This window comes from Pseudoalteromonas sp. D15MCD-2 (genome assembly GCF_038562745.1).
Lineage (GTDB): Bacteria > Pseudomonadota > Gammaproteobacteria > Enterobacterales > Alteromonadaceae > Pseudoalteromonas.
Map to the genome: position 1 here is coordinate 2137583 of NZ_JBCFQE010000001.1, position 22543 is coordinate 2160125.

The 22543-nt window shown below is 38.4% G+C and carries 24 protein-coding genes; 4 read left to right on the top strand and 20 right to left on the bottom strand.

Annotated elements, in window-relative coordinates; translation table 11 throughout:
- Positions 1–3: 3 nt before the first annotated feature.
- The 8 genes from AADY36_RS09735 to AADY36_RS09770 form a co-directional block, all read right to left on the bottom strand.
- The gene (locus tag AADY36_RS09735) at positions 4–1272 is read right to left on the bottom strand and encodes an ABC transporter substrate-binding protein (RefSeq protein WP_342408908.1); all 1269 of its coding nucleotides are present in this window, start codon (positions 1270–1272) and stop codon (positions 4–6) included.
- Positions 1273–1355: 83 nt separating this feature from the next.
- Positions 1356–2279 carry a GGDEF domain-containing response regulator gene (locus tag AADY36_RS09740; protein ID WP_342408909.1) on the bottom strand — a complete coding sequence of 308 codons (924 nt, stop codon included), beginning with the start codon at positions 2277–2279 and terminating at the stop codon, positions 1356–1358.
- Complete coding sequence (locus tag AADY36_RS09745; RefSeq protein ID WP_342408910.1) at positions 2270–4381, bottom strand: GGDEF/EAL domain-containing response regulator; 2112 nt, start codon at positions 4379–4381, stop codon at positions 2270–2272. The genes AADY36_RS09740 and AADY36_RS09745 overlap by 10 nt, the downstream gene beginning before the upstream one ends.
- Before the next feature lie 323 nt (positions 4382–4704).
- On the bottom strand, positions 4705–5301 hold the full coding sequence (locus AADY36_RS09750) for a tyrosine-type recombinase/integrase (RefSeq protein ID WP_342408911.1): 597 nt from the start codon (positions 5299–5301) through the stop codon (positions 4705–4707).
- A gap of 215 nt (positions 5302–5516) precedes the next feature.
- On the bottom strand, positions 5517–6152 hold the full coding sequence (locus AADY36_RS09755; protein WP_342408912.1) for a DsbA family oxidoreductase: 636 nt from the start codon (positions 6150–6152) through the stop codon (positions 5517–5519).
- A 32-nt stretch (positions 6153–6184) separates the two neighbouring features.
- The gene (locus tag AADY36_RS09760; RefSeq protein WP_342408913.1) at positions 6185–7066 is read right to left on the bottom strand and encodes a glutathione S-transferase C-terminal domain-containing protein; all 882 of its coding nucleotides are present in this window, start codon (positions 7064–7066) and stop codon (positions 6185–6187) included.
- Between the two features lie 90 nt (positions 7067–7156).
- Positions 7157–7621 carry a Dps family protein gene (locus tag AADY36_RS09765; protein WP_287202570.1) on the bottom strand — a complete coding sequence of 155 codons (465 nt, stop codon included), beginning with the start codon at positions 7619–7621 and terminating at the stop codon, positions 7157–7159.
- 10 nt (positions 7622–7631) lie between these two features.
- On the bottom strand, positions 7632–8171 hold the full coding sequence (locus AADY36_RS09770; RefSeq protein WP_342408914.1) for an NADPH-dependent FMN reductase: 540 nt from the start codon (positions 8169–8171) through the stop codon (positions 7632–7634).
- Positions 8172–8318: 147 nt separating this feature from the next.
- Between AADY36_RS09770 and AADY36_RS09775 the strand changes: the two genes are divergently transcribed.
- Entirely contained in the window at positions 8319–9218 is a 900-nt protein-coding gene (locus AADY36_RS09775) for a LysR family transcriptional regulator (protein ID WP_287202574.1), read from the top strand.
- A 73-nt stretch (positions 9219–9291) separates the two neighbouring features.
- On the opposite strand, the gene AADY36_RS09780 is transcribed toward AADY36_RS09775, so the two are convergent.
- Positions 9292–9942 carry a DMT family transporter gene (locus AADY36_RS09780; RefSeq protein WP_446728736.1) on the bottom strand — a complete coding sequence of 217 codons (651 nt, stop codon included), beginning with the start codon at positions 9940–9942 and terminating at the stop codon, positions 9292–9294.
- A 363-nt stretch (positions 9943–10305) separates the two neighbouring features.
- Here AADY36_RS09780 and AADY36_RS09785 point away from each other — a divergent pair, with 363 nt between their 5' ends.
- Positions 10306–11106: a hypothetical protein gene (locus AADY36_RS09785; RefSeq protein ID WP_287202579.1), complete on the top strand. Its 801-nt coding sequence runs from the start codon at positions 10306–10308 to the stop codon at positions 11104–11106.
- Positions 11107–11608: 502 nt separating this feature from the next.
- On the opposite strand, the gene AADY36_RS09790 is transcribed toward AADY36_RS09785, so the two are convergent.
- Together AADY36_RS09790 and AADY36_RS09795 are read right to left on the bottom strand one after the other, a co-directional pair.
- The gene (locus tag AADY36_RS09790) at positions 11609–12055 is read right to left on the bottom strand and encodes a hypothetical protein (RefSeq protein ID WP_342408915.1); all 447 of its coding nucleotides are present in this window, start codon (positions 12053–12055) and stop codon (positions 11609–11611) included.
- 111 nt (positions 12056–12166) lie between these two features.
- A complete protein-coding gene (locus AADY36_RS09795; RefSeq protein WP_342408916.1) occupies positions 12167–12562 on the bottom strand; it encodes a hypothetical protein in 396 nt (131 codons plus the stop codon).
- Between the two features lie 430 nt (positions 12563–12992).
- On the opposite strand from AADY36_RS09795, the gene AADY36_RS09800 reads away from it, so the two are divergent.
- Together AADY36_RS09800 and AADY36_RS09805 are read left to right on the top strand one after the other, a co-directional pair.
- Positions 12993–13259 (top strand): hypothetical protein, encoded by a 267-nt coding sequence (locus AADY36_RS09800; RefSeq protein WP_342408918.1) that lies wholly within the window; start codon positions 12993–12995, stop codon positions 13257–13259.
- 1 nt (position 13260) lies between these two features.
- Complete coding sequence (locus tag AADY36_RS09805) at positions 13261–14433, top strand: tyrosine-type recombinase/integrase (protein ID WP_342408919.1); 1173 nt, start codon at positions 13261–13263, stop codon at positions 14431–14433.
- Positions 14434–14753: 320 nt separating this feature from the next.
- Here the strand turns inward: AADY36_RS09805 and AADY36_RS09810 are convergent, their stop codons facing one another.
- The 9 genes from AADY36_RS09810 to serS form a co-directional block, all read right to left on the bottom strand.
- Positions 14754–15518, bottom strand: a complete 765-nt coding sequence (locus AADY36_RS09810) for a hypothetical protein (RefSeq protein ID WP_239964226.1) — start codon at positions 15516–15518, stop codon at positions 14754–14756.
- 317 nt (positions 15519–15835) lie between these two features.
- Positions 15836–16249, bottom strand: coding sequence for a LexA family protein (locus AADY36_RS09815; protein WP_342408920.1), 414 nt, complete (start codon positions 16247–16249; stop codon positions 15836–15838).
- 392 nt (positions 16250–16641) lie between these two features.
- Positions 16642–17175 (bottom strand): hypothetical protein, encoded by a 534-nt coding sequence (locus AADY36_RS09820; protein ID WP_342408921.1) that lies wholly within the window; start codon positions 17173–17175, stop codon positions 16642–16644.
- Between the two features lie 107 nt (positions 17176–17282).
- Positions 17283–17741: a hypothetical protein gene (locus AADY36_RS09825; protein ID WP_342408922.1), complete on the bottom strand. Its 459-nt coding sequence runs from the start codon at positions 17739–17741 to the stop codon at positions 17283–17285.
- 106 nt (positions 17742–17847) lie between these two features.
- Entirely contained in the window at positions 17848–18324 is a 477-nt protein-coding gene (locus AADY36_RS09830; protein ID WP_239964233.1) for a hypothetical protein, read from the bottom strand.
- 495 nt (positions 18325–18819) lie between these two features.
- The gene (locus tag AADY36_RS09835; RefSeq protein ID WP_239964235.1) at positions 18820–19089 is read right to left on the bottom strand and encodes a hypothetical protein; all 270 of its coding nucleotides are present in this window, start codon (positions 19087–19089) and stop codon (positions 18820–18822) included.
- Between the two features lie 117 nt (positions 19090–19206).
- Positions 19207–19560 (bottom strand): hypothetical protein, encoded by a 354-nt coding sequence (locus tag AADY36_RS09840; RefSeq protein WP_239964236.1) that lies wholly within the window; start codon positions 19558–19560, stop codon positions 19207–19209.
- A 207-nt stretch (positions 19561–19767) separates the two neighbouring features.
- The gene (locus AADY36_RS09845) at positions 19768–21090 is read right to left on the bottom strand and encodes an ABC1 kinase family protein (RefSeq protein ID WP_342408923.1); all 1323 of its coding nucleotides are present in this window, start codon (positions 21088–21090) and stop codon (positions 19768–19770) included.
- A gap of 139 nt (positions 21091–21229) precedes the next feature.
- On the bottom strand, positions 21230–22534 hold the full coding sequence (gene serS, locus AADY36_RS09850; protein WP_054552975.1) for a serine--tRNA ligase: 1305 nt from the start codon (positions 22532–22534) through the stop codon (positions 21230–21232).
- Between the last annotated feature and the right edge of the window lie 9 nt (positions 22535–22543).

Below are 22543 nucleotides of genomic sequence, written 5' to 3' on the forward strand. Positions count from 1 at the left end.
TCCCTATGCGTTAAGTAGTTCATACCACTTATCTAAACTGTAGTCATAATTTGGCATCACAGTATTCCAAACCGCAATATTCGAAAAGCGTTTAATATAACTGCCACCATCCCTTATTTCGCCTGCTTTAATAGATACTTTTCCATCTGTTCCCTTCAAGTCAGTTGATGCTTCTCGTCCTTCATACCAATAGTTCCACTCAGGTTTCGACATAAGCGGTTGGCTACGGCTAGGGTTAGAAATGTAATATCCTTGTCTTGCTATAAATGCGCCTGGGTAGCCGGATAACCACCAGTTCATATACTCATACGCAGCATCTTTAACATGCCCATGGGTATTTTTTGATAAACACATAACTCCATGCCATGCTCTGTATCCTTCTTTTGGCGATGCATAAGTTACTGGGATGCCTTGCCCATTTAGCGCACTGACACCTGGCGAGAACATACTTTGAATGGTAACTCGGTTCATTTTCATAAAATCAACAGATTGCGGTACTGACGTCCAAAAACCTGAAAAATGACCTTGCCGTTTCTTTTCAAATAAAATGGCAAATAATTGGTCAATCTCTGCAATACTCATATTACCTAAATCATTAAACTTCATTAATCCTTTAGCTTGGGCGGCTAAAGCAGCATCAAAGATACCTATTGTTGGTGCATTAACTAATGCCACTTTGCCTTTATTCTTTTCATCTAATAACCATGCCCAAGATTCTGTTTCGTAAGGGATACCTTTTTCAATAACATTCGTGTTATAGCCAAATGAATCGACATTATGTACATAAGGCATGAAGCTAATTAATTTGGATGGTGTTTCTCCTAACGAACCATCCGGCTGTGCATAAAGAAGCTTATTGGGTGAATCGCCTGCACCTAACTTTGCATCCGGTACAATTTTGCCTGTCTTGGTAAGTGGGTTTATTTCATCCCAATAAACAAGTCTATCAACCTCGATTGGCTGAATGGCATCTGCTTGCCACAAAATATTAATAGAGTCAGACCATTGCTCATACAAATCAAAAGAACTAGGGTCTGCTGCTGCTTTTTGCAAAACGGCGGCACTACCCATAGGTGCAAACTCAATGTTTATACCTAGTTCGCGCATTGCTCTTTGTCTAAGCTCTTCTTGCAACGTAACATGTGTTCCCATTACACGAAGGGTTACTTTGTTCTTTGCAAAAACATAAGGGGCTTTAAACGCAAGTGTTGATGCCGCAGCACCAACACCGAGTGTTTTTAGAAAATCTCGACGCTTTCGGGAATGTTTCATTGTAATTCTTGGTAAGTTAACAGTCTCCAGAGTATAGGCTATGTTCCTGAGATTTCTACAAAAAGCAGTAAGAAAAGCCTAAATCAATCACAAAAACTAAGCCTAAAACAGTTTCGCCCATCACTTTTAGCCGCATAAAGCGCTTTATCTGCGCAATTAATCAGTTCATCAAAGCTCACCTTATTTTGGTGCTCGTAGATAACCCCACCGATACTGACTGTCACGCGGCTCCAAACAGATTTAACATGCGGGATATTAATCGTCTCAAGCTCTGTAGAAATACGGTCACATATGAATTTAACACCTTCAAAGTCCGTATATGGCAGTACGATAAGAAACTCCTCGCCACCATATCGAATTGCAATATCTTGAGGTCTTTGAATAGAACGCTCGATTACATCAGCAATTATTTTCAGGCAAGCATCTCCTTGCGGGTGCCCGTATTGATCGTTGTATAACTTAAAGAAATCTAGGTCAAGCATTAGCAAGCTGAACGGTTTCTTCTCTCTTGAAGTTTGTTTAAAAACATTAGCAACTTCAAGGTCTAAATAGTGCCGATTAAATAAGTCTGTCAATGAATCTTTATAGGTAAGCTCTATTAGTTTTTCTAGTCGAAGCTTATTCTCTAAATGATTTTTTGTACGGTGTATCAACGTGGATGCTGTGATGGGTTTACCAATAAAATCGGTAGCTCCAGCTTCCCAGCATGCATTTTGACACCCTGTATCGTAAGTCGAAGTGATGAAAATTATTGGGATATTTTCGAATATAGCTTTAGCCTTAAGTCGCCTACAAATATCCAGACCACTTATATCCGGTAAATTAATATCTAGTAAAATAAAATCTGGAAGTACTTCATCGCAAGCTTCTAAAACAGCCTGCCCAGTAGAGTATGCATCCACGGAAAAATGCTCTTCTAAAATAACACCTAGACTTAACCTGACCATCTCATCATCATCAACAATGAATACTTTACATTGTGATAATGGTTTTAAACTTAAGGGCATAATATTCCTTCAACCTTACTACTTTGTATTAGATTGTTAGCCTTGTCGATATCCAAAGGCTTGCTCAGTAAATAACCTTGGCCTATTTGGCAGCCAAGCTCTTGCAATCGGTCTTTTTGCTGTAAAGTTTCAATCCCTTCAGCCACAATTTGGAGTTTTAAAGAGTGAGCCAGTTCAATTATAGTCGTTACAATATTAAGCGCTTGCTCATCGTTAAGCATATCACGTACAAAAGACTGATCTATTTTTAGCACATTTAGTGGAAACAACCTTAAATATGAAAGGCTGGAATACCCAGTTCCGAAGTCATCAAGAGCAATACTGACCCCCATACCAGAGATAAGCTTTAATTGACTTACGGTATAATCAAAGTTTTCAATCAAAGCTGATTCTGTCACTTCTAGCTCTAAGTAGCGGCTAGGTAATTGCGTTCTTTCAAGGATCTCAGCGACAGTATCAACAAGTTTAGTGTCTGTGAATTGTTTAGCAGATATGTTTACTGCAACTTTAATCGGCAGACCTTTATCAAGCCACGTTTTTGCAGCAATACAGCTTTTCTCAAGAACTTGTTCTCCTAAGCGAAAAATAAGCCCCGTTTCTTCTGCATATTCAATAAAGTGAACAGGAGAAATAAAGCCACCTTGCCCATCTTTTAAACGAACTAAGCTTTCTACACCAATCAGTGTGTCAGTATTAAGGTCATATTTAGGTTGATAATGAACGTCGAGGTCATTTTCATCTAATGCCTTTCTTAATCTATTTCCAACCTCAAGACGCCTATTCATTTCAACCTGTAAATCGTCACTAAAATAGAAGTAACTATTTGCAGATTCGTTTTTTGCTTTATACATTGCGGAGTCTGCATGGCGAAGCATTTCTTCAACACTCGAAGCATCATCAGGGTACACACTTATACCTAAACTTGCTGAAAGAACATGCTGCTCACCACCTGACCTGAAAGGCTTACCAATAACATTAAGAACCTGATTAACCAGTGGCTCTAGACTTAATGAGTTAAAAGTATGAGGAACGACGAGTGCAAACTCATCTCCACCGACACGTGCAACTGTAATATCATTACATGCGAATCGGTCCAAGCTGTGACCAATATGGGCAATTATCTCATCACCGACATGATGCCCTAAGGCATCATTAATAAACTTAAACTTATCTAAATCAAGTAACATCAAGCTTAACTTAGTGCCATTAAAAGCAGCCCTAGCGATACCTTGCGTAAGTCTATCGTGAAGTAATATTCGATTTGGTAAAGAGGTTAGCTGGTCATGATGAGATAAATACGTCATCTGCATCGACATAGCTAAAGCTTCGCTTACATCTTGAAATACCATAACAGCGCCGCATTGGTTAAGGTTTTTATCAAGAATTGGAGCTGCGCTGTCTTCAACTCGATGTTCTATGCCTTGCTTACTGATCAATTGTGTATTTAAAGCCATAGCGACAGGTCTATTTTCTTTTAAAGCAACAGATAAAGGATTAATAGACGGTATTTTAGTTGTCGCATCGCATAACTTCATGACTTCTTCAATATGGCGACCTTTCGCGGCAGTTTGTGACCATCCTGTAAGTCTTTGAGCTACAGGGTTCATGTACACAATATTTGCGTTTTTATCCGTAGAAATAACAGCATCAGCAATCGAATCTATCGTAATTCTCAATTGCTCTTTTTCAGCAAATAGTTCTGCTTGTGTTAGTTGTAATATTTTTTCTTGTGTTCTGATTTTTATATGATTTTCAATACGAATTCGACAGAGTCTCAGGTTTAAGGGCTTAGAAATAAAGTCTATCGCGCCTAAAGATAAGGCTTTTTCTTCAATCGCAGGATCACTGTGAGACGTAATAACAACAGTTCTAATATGTGCCAGAGTTGGCTTTTGCTGTATCACTTCTAAAATGTCAAAACCACTGACTGTAGGCATTTCTAAATCAAGAATTAAAATGTCTGGTTTAGTTTTTTCAATCAGCTGTATTGCTTCAGAGCTGTTATTAGAAGTTGAAATATTTCCGACTCCGTCTAAAGCATGCTCTAGCTGTAATGTATTAATCTCTTCATCATCTATGATAAGAACACTGCAATTGTCCATTTAGGGTACCCTCAATACTTTGTACCTACTAACAATAACGCTAAAACACCAAATTTGCGACCCACTTTTTTATTAGCCTTAAAATATTATTTTTAGCTTTTTGAGTAGTTTTTGAGGTTGATTTACTTTGCCCGAAAACAGCAAATTCAGAACACAATAAAAATAATAACATCGCAATTACCTTCAATAATTTATAACTTAAAGCTAAAGAAATTAAAGAAATAAGCTGATTTCACAAAGCCTTCTCTCAAGACAGAGCTTTACTGTATTTAGATTAACGCATTTTGGGGCAAAGGCAGCTTGGTGTTGCTGCCTATATTAAATTAACAATCCGTTTCTCTGGATATCTTAATTGCATCTCCAATTTCAATTCCGAGATATCTGATGGTGTTATCAATTTTTGTATGGCCAAGCAGTAACTGAACGGCCCTTATATTTTTGGTTCGAGCATACACCAAAGTCGCTTTGGTTCTTCGCATTGAGTGAGTTCCATATAGATCAGAATCAAGCCCTAACTGCTCAGCCCAACTTCTGATAATAGACCTGTAATATGAATAGCTTATGGGTTGATTAGAGCAACGTAAACTCCGGAACAAATAATCTTTAGGTTGCAATTTAACTTCTTGAACCCAACGGCTAATACTTTGTTGTGTTCTCGGCGTTATCTCAAATTGAACTTCGATCCCTGTTTTCTTTTGTGTCCATTGCACCCTCTCAAAAACTTGATCTTGGGTAGCGACATCTCGAACTTTTAAAGACAGTAAATCACATGATCTTAATTTACTATCTATAGCCAAATTTAGTAACGCTAATTGCATCAAGTTATTTTGAATTTCGATTCGAGTGCGAATACGCCAAATCTCTTCAAGCTTGAAAGGACGTTTCACACCAGTAGCATTGTGATTTAGTTCTGGTTTCATAGTGACCTCCAATTTAAAAGTTACTATGAGGATAGCGAATGTATTACTGATTAGGGTTTGGGCAAAGGCGATTTATATTCATAACCCATCTATGGACAGAACCTGTTTAGAGTGAAAGCAGTCAGATGGATAACTTTGACTCATGCAAAAATAAAAAAGCCAGCAATCCAGCTGGCAAAAGCAGTGTGAAAAGTTGAAAAGGCTTTCAGTGGAAGTCAAACTTTGGTTGCGACCTCTTTTAGTGTTTTACGTAATGCATTGATATCGAGAGCACCCGGTACAACCCACCCTTTATTGATAACCAACGTTGGCGTAGAAGTGATGCCATATTCTTGAGCCAACTTTCTATCACGCCGTATCTCAGCTTGTCGCTCCGGAGAAGCAAAGTCCTCAAGAAAACGAGCCTTATTCAGCCCAACCTCACCAGCAATTTCTGTAAGCTCGTCCACATCACCAATATTTCTGTTTTCACTCATATGTGCATGTGTAACAGCATCAAAATAGTCCCAATAAGCACTGGAGCCTCCCTGTTGTTCAGCCGCCTTACATGCCACCAAACCTGGCGTTGAAAATGGGTATTCAAACGTCTGCTGATGCATCCCTTCGACGTTTACGCGCTTTTTATCGTCGGCACGTGCACATTGCTCCCAGTGTCCCAAAATGATTTGCTTTGCTTGTTTCATTGAACCAAACTTGCCAAGCATTTCTTCCCGTGAAGCAGACAAAGCAAATGCATGATGATGGATATTTAAATTAAACTCTTTTGCAAGCTGGCGTAGTCGAGGTGACAAAACATAACACCACCCACAAATGACATCGTGAAAAAAATCGACTCTAATTTTTTTGCTCATTACTTTTCTCCAAGATTGAAAATATTACTGGCTTACCAACTAATGGCAGGCCCCGCTGGAACAATTCCATGTGGGTTAATGTGCTTGTGCGAGAAGTAGTAATGCAGCTTCATATACTCGATATCGATTGTTTTTTTGATGCTCTCATGACTGATTAAATCCAGCATATACCGGTAAAGGTTCTCGAAGGCTTTTAGTGGCTTTTTATTGGCCTTAAAGTGAACTTCATAAACAGCTTCAAACCTGACAAGTGTCGGTAACAGAAACAGATCAGATAGTGTGATATTCGAACCATATAGGTAACGAGTTTGACTAAGCCTACAGTCCAGCTGCTCCATAGCATCAAACAAGATCTCACTGGCTAGATCATATTCTGCCTGCTCTGTGGCAAAACCAACGTGGTAGACTTTTCGATTCACATTGACGTGTAACCACTCGTTGAGCTTTTCTATTTCTTCTCGCAGACTATCTGGAACCAACTCAACTTTGTTCTTAGCTAAAGCTAGCCAGTTGGTAGCAAGCTCCATCGCTATCGCGGAGGAATTATTATCTACAATGGCATGATCTTGTATGTCCCATAGTACCGGTACTGTCACTCTTCCCGTGTAACTTGGATTTGCTCGTTGGTAAAGCTCTACCAAGTTTTGAGAGCCGTACAAAGGATCAGAGTTAGCGTCGTCAAATAACCATCCGTCGGAATATCGCTTTGCTGCAACAGAAGAAACAGTTATTGCGTCATTCAATCCTAGGTAATTGATCACCAGGTAAGGCCGATGGGCAAAAGGGCAAGCAAACGACATGTACAAGTGATAACGCCCTTGCTCAGCGACTTTTGGCAGTTCAAAGCTGTCCTCATGAGACAGATCTTTTACTTCTTTATTTGGATACCAAATACCTTTTTCTAAAACAGCCATGGGGGCACCTACATACTTTAATTATGGAAACCTATGTAACGTGAGCTTTCGCTCAACGTTATAATGTTAAGTTATAGCGACGAATTTGACTCACAGTATTGAACGTAACATCCAGGCTGTTTTTTCATGCTCTCGCATTCGATCAGAGACCAATGAAGCAGAAGATTCATCATCCCCATCCTGAGCCAATTTCAGAACGTCTCGGCAAGTCTTGACCACTTGCTCATGAGAACGAACAAGAATAGACACCATTTGTTCTGCTGAGGGCACGCCATCTACTTCAGAAACAGAGCTAAGGTCGACGAAAGCTTTGTAAGTCCCTGGCGCAACTTCACCTAGTGTTCGGATTCGTTCAGCAATGTCATCGACGGCGATTGCCAATGCGTTGTATTGCTCTTCGAACATAAGATGTAGTTCGCGAAATTGGGGGCCAGTAACGTTCCAATGGAAATTATGCGTTTGCAAATACAAAGTGTAGGAGTCTGCCAGAAGGCGTTTAAGCGCTTCTCCAATCACAACACGATCCTGTTCGTTTATACCAATATCCACATTCATACCTACGCTCCTATAGTGCGTTTTCAAAGGAAGACATCAGCGCTTCCAGTTCAACTTTAGTCGCTACGTCAAACTCACCATCGTGAATTCTTTCCTGATAACACCCTAAACTGTAGATTCCTTTAACGTCGCCACCCCACCATGGCATTAGCTCCGCCATCGTTCTGAGATTGGTCGCACCGCCATTCGGCCCAGGAGAAGTACTGACTAAAAGAACGGGTTTCTTATCGTCACCAAAGAAGGGTTTACCTGGTTCAGCAACACGTGAAAGCCAGTCAATGACATTCTTTAAAAATGCAGGCATAGAGCCATTGTGCTCAGGAGAAGCAATAATCAGCGCATCGTGTTCATTCATCATTTGTCTCAATGTGATGATGTCGGCTGGTATACCTTTTGACTCTGCATCAATACCGTACATTGGCAAATCGAAATCTTTCAATTCGATGATGGTCACTTCAGTTAGGGTGGCTTTTTCAGCTAAGGAGCGAATCAGAGTATTATGGATTGACTGACTGTGATTACTTCCCGAGAGCGCGAGTATCTTTTTCATGAGTTAGTCCTATTAGGTATTTAAGGTCAACACCTCAGTGTTGGTGATTACAATAAATACTAATTGACTAGTATTGGTAAATAAACTATATGTTAGTAACTACATAGTTTACTTTTGGTAAACAATAAGAGTTTAAATGAGGTTGAAGTGGATAAAATAAGGGCGCTAACTGTTTTCAGAAGGGTTGTGGAACTCGGAAGCTTCAAAGCTGCAGCTGAAGATTTAAGTCTGTCAAAAGCAGCCGTTAGTAAGAATATCAATGAGTTGGAAGACTATCTTAAAAGCCCTCTGATAAACCGAACTACGCGTAATATGCACATAACGGATAATGGTCAACTTTACTACAATCAGGTTTGCAACATATTAGATGATCTGAAACATGCTGATTTGTCAGTCATCGAGTCGTCTCATACGTTAAAAGGATCACTGAAAATAAGCGTTCCTATGTCGTTAGGAATTTTAGAAATTAACCCCATCGTTTGTGAATTCATGCACCAATATCCTGATTTGTCAATTGAAGTTGTCATGAGTGACCAATATGTCGATCTCATCGACTCAGGCATTGATATAGCGATTCGAGGGGGGGGAGAATTAAGCAATTCTAGTCTAAGATCCCGAAAGCTTATCGATATGAGACGAGTGCTTTGTGCTTCTCCTGAGTATCTTTCAAAATCCAGCGAGATTCTTAAGCCAGAAGACCTCGCTCATCATAAGTGCCTCATATACAGTTTTTCTTCGTCAGCAAGACGTTGGCTATTCAGAAATGAGGATGAAGTCAAAGAGATCGAGCTTCCATCAAGTTCTTATGTAGTAAATAATGGATTAGCGCTCAAGCAAACAGCGTGCTCAGGCCATGGTATTTTATTGCTGCCGGATTTATTCGTTAAAGGCGAGTTAGAATCTGGGGAATTAGTTGAGGTTTTATCGATGTGGCAAGCTGATAGGCATTCACTGTATGTTGTTTATCCTTTCCATAAAGAGCAATCTCAAAAAGTCAGGACTTTTATTGATTTTGTCGTCAAACACTTCGAAAACAAACAGCACTAGCCTTCATCTTCTCTTGTCAAATTGATTACCTGAGCATGAAAACGCCACCTTTGTGAGAAGGTGGCCAGATTTTTCAACAGACTTGATTTCGCTCGGCCTGACTATTCGACACTTGCAATACCACAGTAGAAAGAATGGATAGTGCAATACCCGGATATACAGTTGTGGGTATACTCTTTCCCTCAAATAACAACATAATAAAAGCAACAAATACAGGACTTAGATAAATATAAGCCATCACTTTTGCAGGCCCCAGTACAACGGTGGTTTTGTAGATGATAAAGGTTGAGAGCAATGTCGCAAACAAAGCGAGGTATAGCATGTGCAAGGCAAGCTCGGCATTTAATGCAAACCAGTCTAGTGGTTGATGGAATACAAACAATGCCAGCAACATCCAGAAGGTACCGCCAATCAGAGTACAAAACACGGTAACAATGGTTTCTTCTCCACGATGAAAAACTTTCATCGAGACAGAAAAGCACACCATAGACATACACCCGAGCAAAAACAAAGTATCCCCTTTGTTGAGGTTTAGTCTCAATAATGTCTCTAAATCTCCTTTCACAATCACCCAACATGTCCCGACAGCCCCTACCAAATAAACGCCAAGCATCTGAATAGATAATTTTTCCTTAAAGAGGAAAACACTAACAATGGCAGTAATAAATGGCACTAATGTATACAGTGTGCCTGTGTTTAATGCCGTGGATGTCTGCAAAGCCATGAACATACATATAAAAAAGATCCTGCAACCAGCGCTGTCACTGATAAGGACAATAGGTGATATTTAATATTTTTCACATCAAGGCCATCTATTTTAAGGGGATAAATACTTTACTAGTGCTCAAGCACCAAAGACTTAACCATAACAGCCGCATTGAGTAATTAAAGCTCCATTTAGTAACTTAACTGTTTACCAAAGAGAAATAGTTTGTAGTAATTTACTCCTTACTAATACGTTTCCATATTGTCAGTTCACTATTGGTAAACAATTTATTTACCTGAATGCTGTTTATCTTATTTGGCGCGACTCCTACACTTAGGCCTGAAAACACAACTCATCGTCCTATAATCTAGAGGAGAGCGAATGATGATTAAATGGGTCAACTTAGTATTAGTGAGCGTGATTGCCACTATGCCCGTCGGACAAAGCGTAGCAAAAACAATGTCAACTGAGGGTCAACTGAAACTATCTTACAGTGATGGTAGAGTGCCAACTCAAGGTGTTGAGAGAGTCAACGAAGTGCTCAAAACTATTGGTGTACGAGTAAGTACGGTTTCACTGCCTGAACAAGCCAAGCCTATCCTGGAAATATCCAAAAAAAGAGCCATTACAAAGGAAGAAAGTGAAAAGCTAATTTCGCTATTTTCTATGCACCGTGGAGACTTATTGGAGCAAATTAAAAAAGCTGGCCGAGTACCAGAGGCACACAGAGGTGGTTTCCTATCAACGTCTGAAGTTGGCGTTGCTCCATACCCTAAAGTTTATGATATGAAAGCAATGACTCCAGAAGTCATGCACTTTCTACAAGAAAAATTCGGTAAGTTGCACGTTAACAGCTCAGACGACGGTGTAGGTATTGATGAAGTCATGACCATCGTGTCTGGTGGCCCATGGACTTGGTTCTTTGTATTACCAGACAATGTGATTGGTAAGCTGACACTGGGTCACGTTTCATTAGATGGTGATGCGTGGCGAATCAGCTACCCAGGTCTTGTACCTCATGGTGGGTTCTTAGATACACCTTATGGCTTGGTTGTCGCCTATGCACACGGCCCTAAAAACTTTGTTATGCGTTATGAAGAACCGAGTGTTGAAGGGGCGGAAACGCTGGGTACTAACTCATGGATCGACTTCAGCGGCGATATTCCGAAGCTACTGGATTAATATCAAAAACGCGACAAATCCAGACTAACGAAAAAACTGACTCGGCTCGCTTGCTGAGTCTTTTTTATTTTTAGCTATCATTGCTTTGGTTAACGAAGTGGCCTTGATGAGTGTAACTTTTCCAAGTTTGTAGGATTAGGCTAGATATGGCAAAACCGCATGAACAGATGATGGGGGCGCAAAAACTCTAAGTGGAAATGGGGCAGAAACAAGTTGAAATACTAGTCATGTTTCTAATTAAATTAAATGATAAGTAAACAAAAAGGAGTAGCACGCTACTCCTTTATTGCCCTTAAGCCCCGCCCTACATTATCGTTGGCAATACCCTTTTGCATTACCACAATGGAAAAGTATATTTGCGTACAATTCCCTCACTAGTATTATCAGATGAACTCTGACTACCCAGACATTGAGTAGTGAGCCGGCAAATAACGGCTCGTGGCGTATTTCGTGAGTTATGATTAGGCCGCTATTTTTAAATGCAAAAATAGCTTTCTTTATCCTATGAATGCGTTTGTTTGATTTGCGATATAGTCTCTCTTATTGAGTTTCGAGTACGCTCATTATTAATCTCTGGCTCGAACTCACGCTCAATTTTTTCCTTAAAGTCATCATCGAAGTCATTCTCTAATTCCGTATCGAATAAATCATCAAAGCGCTCAGGGGTTTCGTTGCAAGGTTGGTCATCGTAATCCGAATAATCAAAAATGTCCTCCTGAATATCTTCAAGCAGAAACACCATCATTTTATAAAACAACACTTTTACACCACGATAGTTCAGTTGCTTATTGGCATAAACATCCGGCTCGACAATTGACCAAAGCCCCTCAAAATCAGCATTTTCTTTGTTTAACATTAAATGATTAATTTTATGGTCGTTTTTGAGAATGATACTGCGGATTGAGTCAACTAAAGTTAGAAGATCTTGCGTTGATATATATCTAAACATAGATATGCTCCTTTATTTTTATATGGGTTTCAAGCCGCTGTTACGGCTTTTAACTAAAAAAGAACAAGGAAGGGGAAATATTAAGAAAGCGAACCCGAAGGTTCGCCAGTTTTAACTTTTTTCGATGATTTCTAACCAGCTCTCTTCAGCGTGACTGAAGAAGGTTGTTGGTTTAATTAAAAATATCGCTTCGAACTCCGCTGAAAATAAATGACAGAATTCTTTTATTTGCTCAATGTATAGAAGCAAAAAAGCATACATTTCTACACCATCTAAATAGCGCCCTGAAAAATCAGGATTATCATCAAAAAGCTGCTTTGAGATGCTTATACCCAATACACTGCCTACCCTATCTCTGTGTAGGTAAATGTAATGACTAAAACCAAACTCAATAGAACCACTTGTAGGCTCTTCATCAATATCCGCTAATAGCAAAATAGTAGAATTATCATTCCAAGGCGATTTACTCGCTCGTTGATATTCTCTTATAAAATTTGTCTTCATCATCAATCCTCTCTTTTGTACTCAAGTTAAATAAGCACAAGCGATGGAAATTTTTTAAAAATAAAAACCATTCATAATCAACAGCTTGAGAGTTTTATTCTATGTTTAGTAAATTTTTTTTTAAAAAATATTTTGTTTTGTCGAATTACTAAACAAGCAATGTTGCGATAACACTTGCTGCAAATTAAAAACTTAATTTAGGAAATAAAATGATTAATACAGTCAAAATTTCAAGCCATACAGAATTGTGTATTGATGACAAAAATAAACATTGGATGAGTTTAAATCTGCTCATAAGTGAGATGAAAAAGCCTATTTTGAAGAAAACTTTAACCTTCTTTGCTAAAGGGTTTTGAGCTGAGCTTCGCAGTAAAGAACCCTTAAAATACAATAATTTATGAATAAAATATATATGTTTTTTAGGAAAATACAAATGGGCAATGACTCTATAAATTTAAAGGTAATAAGTAAAATGCCAAGACTAATGAAAGCACAACTTTGGGCACTAATGTTTTATACCGAATGTTCAAAACCATGCACTAAGACACTTAAGGCATGGGTCAACATTGGATTTATTAGTGGTCAGTTAATGGGCCCTTATGAGGAACTTTATATTTATGAAGATCAGTTGCCGTATTCTAATTCACATACAAAAGCAACTGCTTTAGCAATAGCAATGAACCTAGCTGGTAGGGAATAAAATGTGTGCAGCAAAAAGACTAAATAAAAACAGAGACTTACCACCATTCTTATACTTTGTTAAGAACTGTGGTTATCAATTGAAGCTTACTGATGGCAGGCGAGTAATAATCAGTCAAAAAAGAACAGAAGCGATCATAATTGCTCAGGAATATAACCGTCTTACTCGTTGCACTCCATTACTCGATAAGCTGACGAGTGATAAACCTGCACAATCAAGTTTAAACACTATCATCGATTCAATTATTGAACGAATGATATTAGACAAAACTCCTGGAGAAAACTTACTTTCAACATGGAAAAATGATGCTCAACGTATTAAAAACTTCTTTAAAATGCCTTGTAAACAAATAACTCTAGCTCATGTAACTAAATACCTAGAGGTTAATCATGAAGGTGCTAGTAACAATGTATATAATCGAAAACTTGGCTTTTTGGAACTCGTTTTCGACTATGCGAAGGATAGTGGCTATATGACGGAAAACCCAGCAGCGTTAAAAATTAAAAAGCCAAAAGCAAAGAAACAACGTAGAGCTTTAGATCTTGAAGGGTTCATAAAGATCCGCGATAAAGCTCCGTTATGGTTAAGAACAGCTATGGATTTAACTATGCAAACTACACATGCTGTTTTAGAAGTGTCGAAAATTGAATACAAATTGAAAAAAGCCGAACCAGGCCGTTGCGGTTGCATTTGGTATAAACAACCAAAGAAAGATCAATTTGGTACTGTTTATGGCGAATTAGCTATTCATCGCCAAAAAACTCATAAAAGTGAAGCTTCACACGTGATTATTCCTATAAACGACGCGATAAAAGCAATTATCGAGAACAGCAGAGATCGTATTTTATCTCCTTATGTTGTTCATAAAATACCAAAGAAAAACTCTAATCCTACGAGTTCTCTTGTTAATCACGTTACTCAAATAGTAAGTAAAAATATCAGTAAAGAGTTTTCTAAAATTCGAGATGAGTTAGGTTTATATGACCACTTAAAGCCAGAGGAACGCCCTACATATCATGAAATACGTGGCCTTTCAGCGCGTCTAATCAAAGCTCAAGGTAATGATCCTCAAAGCCGTATGGGTCACTCAGATAGTAAATCTACAAAGGTTTACACAGAATTTGGAAAAGAGACTGAGTGGGTACAAGTACCAAATCTCACTGTTAACTTCTGAGTTTCAGAGTAATCTAATAAAACCCGCTAAATAGCGGGTTTTTATTTATTAGCAATATATTAAGCTGACTGAAGCTTTCTATTCGTTAGTAAATATAAATAAAGTAAAATCTAAATTATATTTGAAATATTGATAGTTAAACTGTAGTTCAGCCCTATACCAATAGGTACAGTGAGTTCTCCCAACTCAGCGGACAAACTCAGCGTAGAGAAATTTGTTCTGATGCAGCTGCTGATTGGTGATTATTTTCACACTACTAGGAAGGCAAACCTATAAAATAAGTAAGATCTTTTTTAAAAGTGTTGTTTGCATATTATTTTTTAATTTCCATTATCTAAAATACCAAATTTAGCTTCAAGATATTTTTTGTTTTTATGAAAAGCACCTTCAGCTTCAGCTAAATACATTAATGTGTCACCAATATCATCTTGATTTGTAAATATATGTCCATCTATTCTTATTTGATTTTGAAAATTAGAAAGTTGCCCTATCGTTATATCTATTAGTAAGATTATTAATTCAGCACTTTCTTTATTTAGTTCATCCCTAAGCCTTTTTATTGTTGGAGCTGTCTTCTTTAATTTCCAGAAATATGCATTGAAATACGGGCCAATTTTAGGAAGCACACCGCTTTCCCTAGGTACGAAGTCTGAGATTGCACCAACACCAGCTTGATCAAGATCATTAAATAACCCATTTAAAAAGCCTAAAATTTGTTGCTGTTTATCATGTTCGATCTGATTTAAGTGTAATTTTTTTTGTTCTTTTAAATTGTCTTTCGCTAGTTGCTCCGATGACTTTATTGCCATTGCAGCTTGTTCATTAGCAAGTGCCTGTTCTTTATTACTTTTAGATTGTAAATAAACCGTATAAATAACTCCTAAAAACGAGAAAAACGAGAGTGCAGGGCCAAGTGTACCACCAAAAAAACTACCAAAGTGAGCCCATGTTTCAGTTGTTCCACCAAAACCGACTCCAACGCCTTTAAACCATAAATAATAAACACCACCGACACACGCAAAAGCAAGTGCTATAAGTGCAAGTAAGAGCAATTTTGGTGAAGTTTCACTAGCAGAATTAGACATAAATATCCCTTTGTTGTTTTTAGGTTTCCGAAATGATTATGGGGTAAAGTCACTTTAAAATAATAACCATCAACAAACATTAGTTTTGCTTAATTAAAATAGCAAACACTTATTTATAAATCTGTTATTAGCAGGAAATTCATAAATTAACCCAAAACGGTTAGGTATTTCTCATAAAGGAGATTTTTGGTATTACTTTGCTTCTTTTACATCCATTAAGTTAGATTGGGCAAAAACGAGTTTTCTAGCCGTCTACTTTTTGCTCATAGCAGACCTTTAGCATTTACTCGTTTTAGGTTATGAGCAATTAAAAAAACCTACAACTCTCTCATTTGAAACTCAGCACATGGCTTATGAAGTCTAATGCTTCTTATAACTACACCTTCAAGAGAGAAGTCATCTTCAGGTGAAACATACACTGGCTTAAACTCATCAGAAGCTGATAATAACAATCTATTGTCTTTATCTATGATCTTGCAAACAAAGCACCCATTGTAACTTGCAACAACAATATCACCGTTGCTCACATCTATCGCCCTATCAACTAAAAGTAAATCTCCATCATATATCCCCACTCCCTGCATAGACTGGCCTGAAGCCATACCAATAAAAGTAGCATCAGGGTGTTTAATTAATAGTTGGTCTAGTGAAAGGCCAAGCTCTTTGTACTGAGCTGCAGGCGATTCAAATCCTGTAATACCGGCTTCAATATAGATTGGAATAACGAACATAAAAACAAAAAACCAAGTACTGTACACATGTACAGTGTAGTGAAAATCTGAAGGATCCAAAAGTGAAATATGAAATGATTTAGCTACGGATTTTTAAACTTAGTTTATCTAATGGATTATCTTCGTGAATTTTAAAGATTTTATTACAAACAGCATTTGTAACAAGCACTCTAACTACTTGTTCTATAAGGTTCTAAAATTCGCAAAAGTACTGATTTTCACCCTATAGATAACGGTCTAAAACCAAAATTGTTTTATAAATATCATAGCTTTAGGTAAATATTGAAGAATAACATGGGGTGTCAGGGGTCGCAGGTTCAAATCCTGCTATGCCGACCATTTTTCCTTATCCCTATCAAAAACTTACATACTATTCTTAGTTTCTATAAAATCTAAAACGTCAATAACGTTGAAAAGCTATACACTAATTTACCATCAACAGCCTCATGATCTTTAGCTACAAATTGTGCTGTCCAGCCTTTGTTATCACTTGAAACTAAACCTGAAGAATGCAACTGACAAAAGAGTTGCTCTAAAAATAATGATTGGTAACTAATTAAGAAATCTTCTAACTCAGGTTTACTTTTTGAAACTGGAATATTTATTTTTGCGTTGTAAATAGCGTCAATGGGTTTTGGTTTATAAGCATTGAATTTAGTATATAAATAAGGATTTTGATTGATAAATGAATCGAGTTCATCTCGCTCGGCTTGTTGCAAATGATAAACAAATGTTGAATCACAGCATTCTGTTGCAAAGGATCGCTTATAAGAGTCGTTTACAAAGCGTGAAGAGAAAACCACAGTTCTAGGTTTGTTAGTTTGACTTTGAATATCAAAATCATTGAGTTCTAGAATTCGATGAACTCTCCATATCCCTGAACCATAGCTTCTGACCCAATCTCCGACCTTCATATTATCGCCCATACTTTCCTTGATGCCTAACGCCGTGATAAACGGAACAAAATAGCAGGCTACAATTTGGAGCAGACACTGCCTGATGTTTTGTGTTCGATTTAATTACCTTGTTAAGGTTATAAAGCACCTTTTTTGATTGAGTGTGCTTCAAGTTCTTTTGCTATTAAATCTCGATCTATATCTTTAGGTAATAAAAATGTAATATCACTATCATCTGTAAACTTAAAAACTATGCCGTCAACAATAAAACTATACGAAGATATTAGCTCCCAAGGTATCGAAGTTATATTATCTGCTTTGATTCTAATAATACCTTTGGGGCCGGAATCAATTTTAACTGGTGACAGCCACCTGATCGTATACATGCCCCAAGCTAAAATGAAACCTCCTACAGGCGCAATCCAAATTGTTTTAACAAGATGATTGATAAAGTCATCTTTAGTCAACAGACTTACAACTGCCAAAAAAACGAAAAACAACGTCCAAATAAGGTAGCTGATTAAGATCCCTTTTGAAATAAGGCTATATCTTTCTTGATTTTGGATTGATTTAACCCAAGGTTCAGTCCACTTCATTGCCTGATTGTAACCCTAACGCCGCATAGAGGGCGGATAATGCTTGGCTAAAATTAGCGCAAAGGAGCGCAAGTCAAACTTTTTGTGCCCACCCTTAATGCGATTGTTATATTGCATTGTAAACCATTGGCTCACAAGGCTTTGGTTTATATTCACAATACCGATATTCAATGGTTACAATGTGAGCGACAGCTTGCTCTTTAGATACTTGAGTAAATAAACCATTCTTTAATACATAAAATAGCTCATTTTTATTAGCTACTACTTTAAGTTGATTCCATTGACCAGCACCAACCAAGTTTGAATTGTGATTAAAGCGATATTGTATAGTTGCATCTTCGGCTAATGTAATTGAACTGTAGGCTCCAAAATATAGCTTACTATTAATGCCGTTAACTTTTACTTGTTGGTAAGCACTCGGTTCTTGGTATGCAACAGGAGATATTAGATATACGATTGTACTTTCGGTACTAGCCAGAATAGGAAATTGATACTCAGCTGATTTGGATTTTAAAATTTCAGCAGGAATTCCAACGCAAGATATTAGTGCCGAAGCGACTAAAATAATGATTAGATTACGCATAGCTCCCCTTGCAATATAACGCTTGCCGTAAACGGCACAAAATAGCAGGCTAAAATTGGTGACGAAGAAGCACAAGCCTGCTGTTTTGTGCCCACGGTTTAACGGCCTTGTTAAGTGTATATTACATTCTGTTTTTAAATACTACGGGTGTGATCAACATAGTTATCAAAACAATAAAACCAGCGACTAACCCAATATTTTGAAGGTAACTGACACCAGAAAAGAATAATATTATTGCTATAGCGAAAATGCCTATTTGAGAGAAACCTATAGCACGCCTCTTTCTAGCATTACCTTGCCCATGAAATAGCCAAATCAAGGTGACAGGTAGAGATACTAATAACAAAATAAGTAGTAGGTATAATGCCCCACCTCCTCCGTGTGTCACCTCAACCTCCTATACACATATCGTTTGCTTAGCAGGCTAAAATTAGCGACGAAGGAGCGCAAGCCTGCTGTTTTGCGTCCTTTGGTTTGGGCACTTGTTATGTGTTTTTATTCAGATTTTAAACCAGACAACTTAACGCTTTCACCTTTTGAAATTGACTTTGCTTGGTCTAAAGTAAACTGAAACCAAAATTCAGTGCGATTCTCATCGAAATAACTAAAGCAGAACTCCAATTCATCAGCGTCAAAGCCACCAACAAACGATGGAGACTGAAACATATCGCTCGACTCTATTTCAAGCCATTGATGAGTTGAGTAGTCTTGGTTAACTATCTCAATACAAATAGATTTTAATTCATCTTCAATTGGTATATCCATCACTGACCTATTAGAGCCAAAGCCCGCATAATGAGCGGATTAAGCTTGCTAAAATTAGCGAGGAATGAGCGCCAGCCAAGCTTTAGACGTCCATTCATTGATGCGTTTTTATGTGCTTTATTTATACCTACATACTTGAGTAGCACTAATTTTATGACTTACCACTTGGGATGAATCAGTCACTGCAAAGCGCAAAAACAAACTGGTATAGCAATTAGGGTCTATCTTGCTTTTTAATCTCTCTAATTCGGCTGAATTTGAATCACCACCAAAGTTTTTTTGCATATCATTTTTCATAGCATGAGCATTTAGCCAAACTTCTAAATCAGAATAGTCAGTAGATGCTTGAAGTTGGGCGCCAATTTTTACATTCCACGCGTCTTTCGCCTCTTTGATTGCTTGAATATCAATATTTTGTTGCTCTGAGCATCCGAAAAGAATAATCAATATCAAAAGCAAAGCGACACGCAACGGAAACCTCCTAGCACATAACAATTTTATAGTGCGCTCGTCCCGTATCTTTCTGCAGATGTTACGCGCATGTATTAATAAGTCTATTAGTAACAAATAACTTAAGGCATCGCCAACCCTAATTTTTTTATTAGTACTTAAAGATATTCAGAAAATACGCTCGTCACTCATTTTGGGGCAGAAAAAGTTACCCAAACTCCCGTTCAATTATTTATCTCTCTGTACTTCAAACTCCTTAAAAATATTGTTCACATTCACTTTTGCACCTAGCTTTGCAGCAATTAAAAACAGGCCTGCTAGTTTTCTGTGAACGAACAGAGCATCTACGGGTGGTGCGTGCCAATGCTCTGAGGCGGTGCTCATTTTAAGGCCGAGTTCTTTTATGCGTTTTGGTAAGTCGCTATTCGCAAAATCATACTCACCTTGGTAGCGCAAAGGCTCGCAGGCGAGTAGAAATATATCAACGACATTATCTATATATTCTTGAGCAAGCCCTTGTTGAAAATAGCCAATTTGCTGTGCTGCTGCTGCAACGCCTGCTCTGTCGTTACTAATCGCGGAAGATAATAATTTTAAATAACCATCACTAATATGCTGAGGTAGTTCGCGGGTAGCGCCAAAATCTAAAAGCACTACGCGTTGATTGTCGATTTGATATTGATAATTAGCAAAGTTTGGATCTGTTTGAACTAGTTTAAAGCTAAATAATTCACGTAAAAATAGGCTGAGTAACTGTTCAACCGCTTTATTACGTAGCGCTTGCTCGGTGTTTGCCAGTTCATCTAGCTCTTGTCCTTCAACAAAACTCATGACTAATACTTGAGAAGAACTAAGCGAATCTACTACATTAGGAATAAGGTAATTGTCGTCGCCTTTTAAACACTCGCTGTAGCGTTTTAAATAATTAGCTTCTAATTCGTAGTCAGCTTCGTTAATAAGCTGTTGTTTTGCTTCATCGATAAGAGGCTGTATTTCTACCTCTTTGGGTAATAAGCCACTGAGTTTCAGAAGGTAAGCTAAGTTATCAACATCACTAGCAATACCTTTTGCAATACCGGGGTATTGCACTTTAACTGCTAACTTTTCGCCCGATTCTCGATAAGCAATATGCACTTGCCCTATTGATGCCGCAGCAAATGGTCTGAGTTCAAAATGCGATAATTGCTCTAACCACGCATCACCCCAATGCTCACGCATTACTTTAACAAGCTGCTTTTGCGGCATAGCTGTCGCTTCTGCACGCAGTCTTGCTAAAATTGCAGATAGCTCAGGAGTGAGTAATTCACCACTATCCATGGATAACAGCTGCCCCAATTTCATTGCAGCCCCACGCAGATTTGCAAGCTGCTCTGCAAAGCGCTGAATATTTTTTGGCTGTAACAGTAACTCTTGTCGTGATGTTTGCTTGCCCGTCGCCCAAGCTTTTGTGCCTTCAAACAACATATTACCTGCGACTTTACCAGCTAAAGAGCCAAGCCGAGCAGCGCGTGAAAATCGTGATGTTGGCACAGACTTTTGTTTATTACTCATATTGCTTCACACTATTAACTTTATGCTTTGAATACGTTAATTGTTCAGGTTTAGATCCACTTTATATTTTAATAGATTTTAGGCAACAAAAAGGCCGCATAGTTTCCCGATGCGGCCTATAAACTCAATAGCATTAAAATTATTTAATAACTTCTAAGCCACCCATGTAAGGGCGTAATACTTCTGGTACCACAATCGAGCCGTCTGCTTGTTGGTAGTTCTCTAAAATTGCTACCAGTGTACGACCAACCGCTAAACCTGAACCATTTAGTGTATGAAGTAGCTCTGGCTTTTTCTCGCCTTGACGACGGAAACGCGCTTGCATACGACGCGCTTGGAAATCAACCATGTTTGAACATGATGAGATTTCACGATAGGTGTTTTGTGCAGGTAACCATACTTCTAAATCGTAAGTTTTTGCTGCGCCAAAGCCCATATCACCCGTACATAAAATTACTTTACGGTATGGAAGTTCTAATGCTTGTAAGATTTGCTCAGCATGGCCTGTTAGCTCTTCTAACGCTTGCATTGAATCTTCTGGTTTTACTAGTTGTACTAATTCAACTTTGTCGAATTGGTGCTGACGAATAAGACCACGTGTATCACGGCCATAGCTACCTGCTTCACTACGGAAACAAGGCGTATGCGCTGTTAAACGAATTGGTAAGTCGCTTTCGTCGTAAATTTCGTCGCGAGCACTGTTCGTAAGCGGTACTTCAGCTGTAGGAATTAAGCTAAAACCTGGTTGTTGCTGACCGTCGTCATCCACTAAACCTAATGTGTGGAATAAGTCACCAGCAAACTTAGGTAATTGGCTAGTGCCGTATAAGCTTGCGCTATTAACAAGGTAAGGCACATACATTTCTGTATAGCCGTTTTGCTCTGTGTGCGTATCAAGCATGAACTGAGTAAGAGCACGGTGCATACGTGCAACTTGACCGCGCATAACAGTAAAACGCGCGCCACTGATTTTAACGCCCATTTCAAAGTCTAGGCCGTTTACGTCTTGACCAACATCAACGTGATCTTTTACTTCAAAGTCATACGACTTAGGCGTACCCCAGGTTGAGATTTCAACGTTTTGATCTTCGTCTTCACCTACTGGTACTGACTCATCAGGTAAGTTTGGAATAGCAAGTGCAATTTGCTTAAGCTCTTCAAGTACTGCGTCTTGCTCTGCTTTAACGCTGTCTAGTTGGTCGCCAAGATTACTGACTGAATCAAGCAGCTGTTGTGCTTTTTCGTGCTCGCCTTTCGCTTTTGCTTGGCCGATAGCTTTGGAACTTGCATTACGCTCGCTTTGAAGTTCTTGCGTTTTTACTTGTAATGTTTTGCGTTTTTCTTCAAGTGCAGTTACCGCTGCAGTATCAAGTTCGTAACCGCGTGATGCTAAACGTGCAGCCGCTTGTTCGATATCTTGACGTAAATATTTAGAATCTAACATGTTCGATTT

Excerpts from the sequence above, each read along its gene's own strand:
- AADY36_RS09735 (WP_342408908.1), bottom strand. The coding sequence starts at position 1,272 with ATGAAACATTCCCGAAAGCGTCGAGATTTTCTAAAAACACTCGGTGTT.
- AADY36_RS09740 (WP_342408909.1), bottom strand. The coding sequence starts at position 2,279 with ATGCCCTTAAGTTTAAAACCATTATCACAATGTAAAGTATTCATTGTT.
- AADY36_RS09745 (WP_342408910.1), bottom strand. The coding sequence starts at position 4,381 with ATGGACAATTGCAGTGTTCTTATCATAGATGATGAAGAGATTAATACA.
- AADY36_RS09750 (WP_342408911.1), bottom strand. The coding sequence starts at position 5,301 with ATGAAACCAGAACTAAATCACAATGCTACTGGTGTGAAACGTCCTTTC.
- AADY36_RS09755 (WP_342408912.1), bottom strand. The coding sequence starts at position 6,152 with ATGAGCAAAAAAATTAGAGTCGATTTTTTTCACGATGTCATTTGTGGG.
- AADY36_RS09760 (WP_342408913.1), bottom strand. The coding sequence starts at position 7,066 with ATGGCTGTTTTAGAAAAAGGTATTTGGTATCCAAATAAAGAAGTAAAA.
- AADY36_RS09765 (WP_287202570.1), bottom strand. The coding sequence starts at position 7,621 with ATGAATGTGGATATTGGTATAAACGAACAGGATCGTGTTGTGATTGGA.
- AADY36_RS09770 (WP_342408914.1), bottom strand. The coding sequence starts at position 8,171 with ATGAAAAAGATACTCGCGCTCTCGGGAAGTAATCACAGTCAGTCAATC.
- AADY36_RS09780 (WP_446728736.1), bottom strand. The coding sequence starts at position 9,942 with ATGGCTTTGCAGACATCCACGGCATTAAACACAGGCACACTGTATACA.
- AADY36_RS09785 (WP_287202579.1), top strand. The coding sequence starts at position 10,306 with ATGATGATTAAATGGGTCAACTTAGTATTAGTGAGCGTGATTGCCACT.
- AADY36_RS09790 (WP_342408915.1), bottom strand. The coding sequence starts at position 12,055 with ATGTTTAGATATATATCAACGCAAGATCTTCTAACTTTAGTTGACTCA.
- AADY36_RS09795 (WP_342408916.1), bottom strand. The coding sequence starts at position 12,562 with ATGATGAAGACAAATTTTATAAGAGAATATCAACGAGCGAGTAAATCG.
- AADY36_RS09800 (WP_342408918.1), top strand. The coding sequence starts at position 12,993 with ATGGGCAATGACTCTATAAATTTAAAGGTAATAAGTAAAATGCCAAGA.
- AADY36_RS09805 (WP_342408919.1), top strand. The coding sequence starts at position 13,261 with ATGTGTGCAGCAAAAAGACTAAATAAAAACAGAGACTTACCACCATTC.
- AADY36_RS09810 (WP_239964226.1), bottom strand. The coding sequence starts at position 15,518 with ATGTCTAATTCTGCTAGTGAAACTTCACCAAAATTGCTCTTACTTGCA.
- AADY36_RS09815 (WP_342408920.1), bottom strand. The coding sequence starts at position 16,249 with ATGTTCGTTATTCCAATCTATATTGAAGCCGGTATTACAGGATTTGAA.
- AADY36_RS09820 (WP_342408921.1), bottom strand. The coding sequence starts at position 17,175 with ATGGGCGATAATATGAAGGTCGGAGATTGGGTCAGAAGCTATGGTTCA.
- AADY36_RS09825 (WP_342408922.1), bottom strand. The coding sequence starts at position 17,741 with ATGAAGTGGACTGAACCTTGGGTTAAATCAATCCAAAATCAAGAAAGA.
- AADY36_RS09830 (WP_239964233.1), bottom strand. The coding sequence starts at position 18,324 with ATGCGTAATCTAATCATTATTTTAGTCGCTTCGGCACTAATATCTTGC.
- AADY36_RS09835 (WP_239964235.1), bottom strand. The coding sequence starts at position 19,089 with ATGGATATACCAATTGAAGATGAATTAAAATCTATTTGTATTGAGATA.
- AADY36_RS09845 (WP_342408923.1), bottom strand. The coding sequence starts at position 21,090 with ATGAGTAATAAACAAAAGTCTGTGCCAACATCACGATTTTCACGCGCT.
- serS (WP_054552975.1), bottom strand. The coding sequence starts at position 22,534 with ATGTTAGATTCTAAATATTTACGTCAAGATATCGAACAAGCGGCTGCA.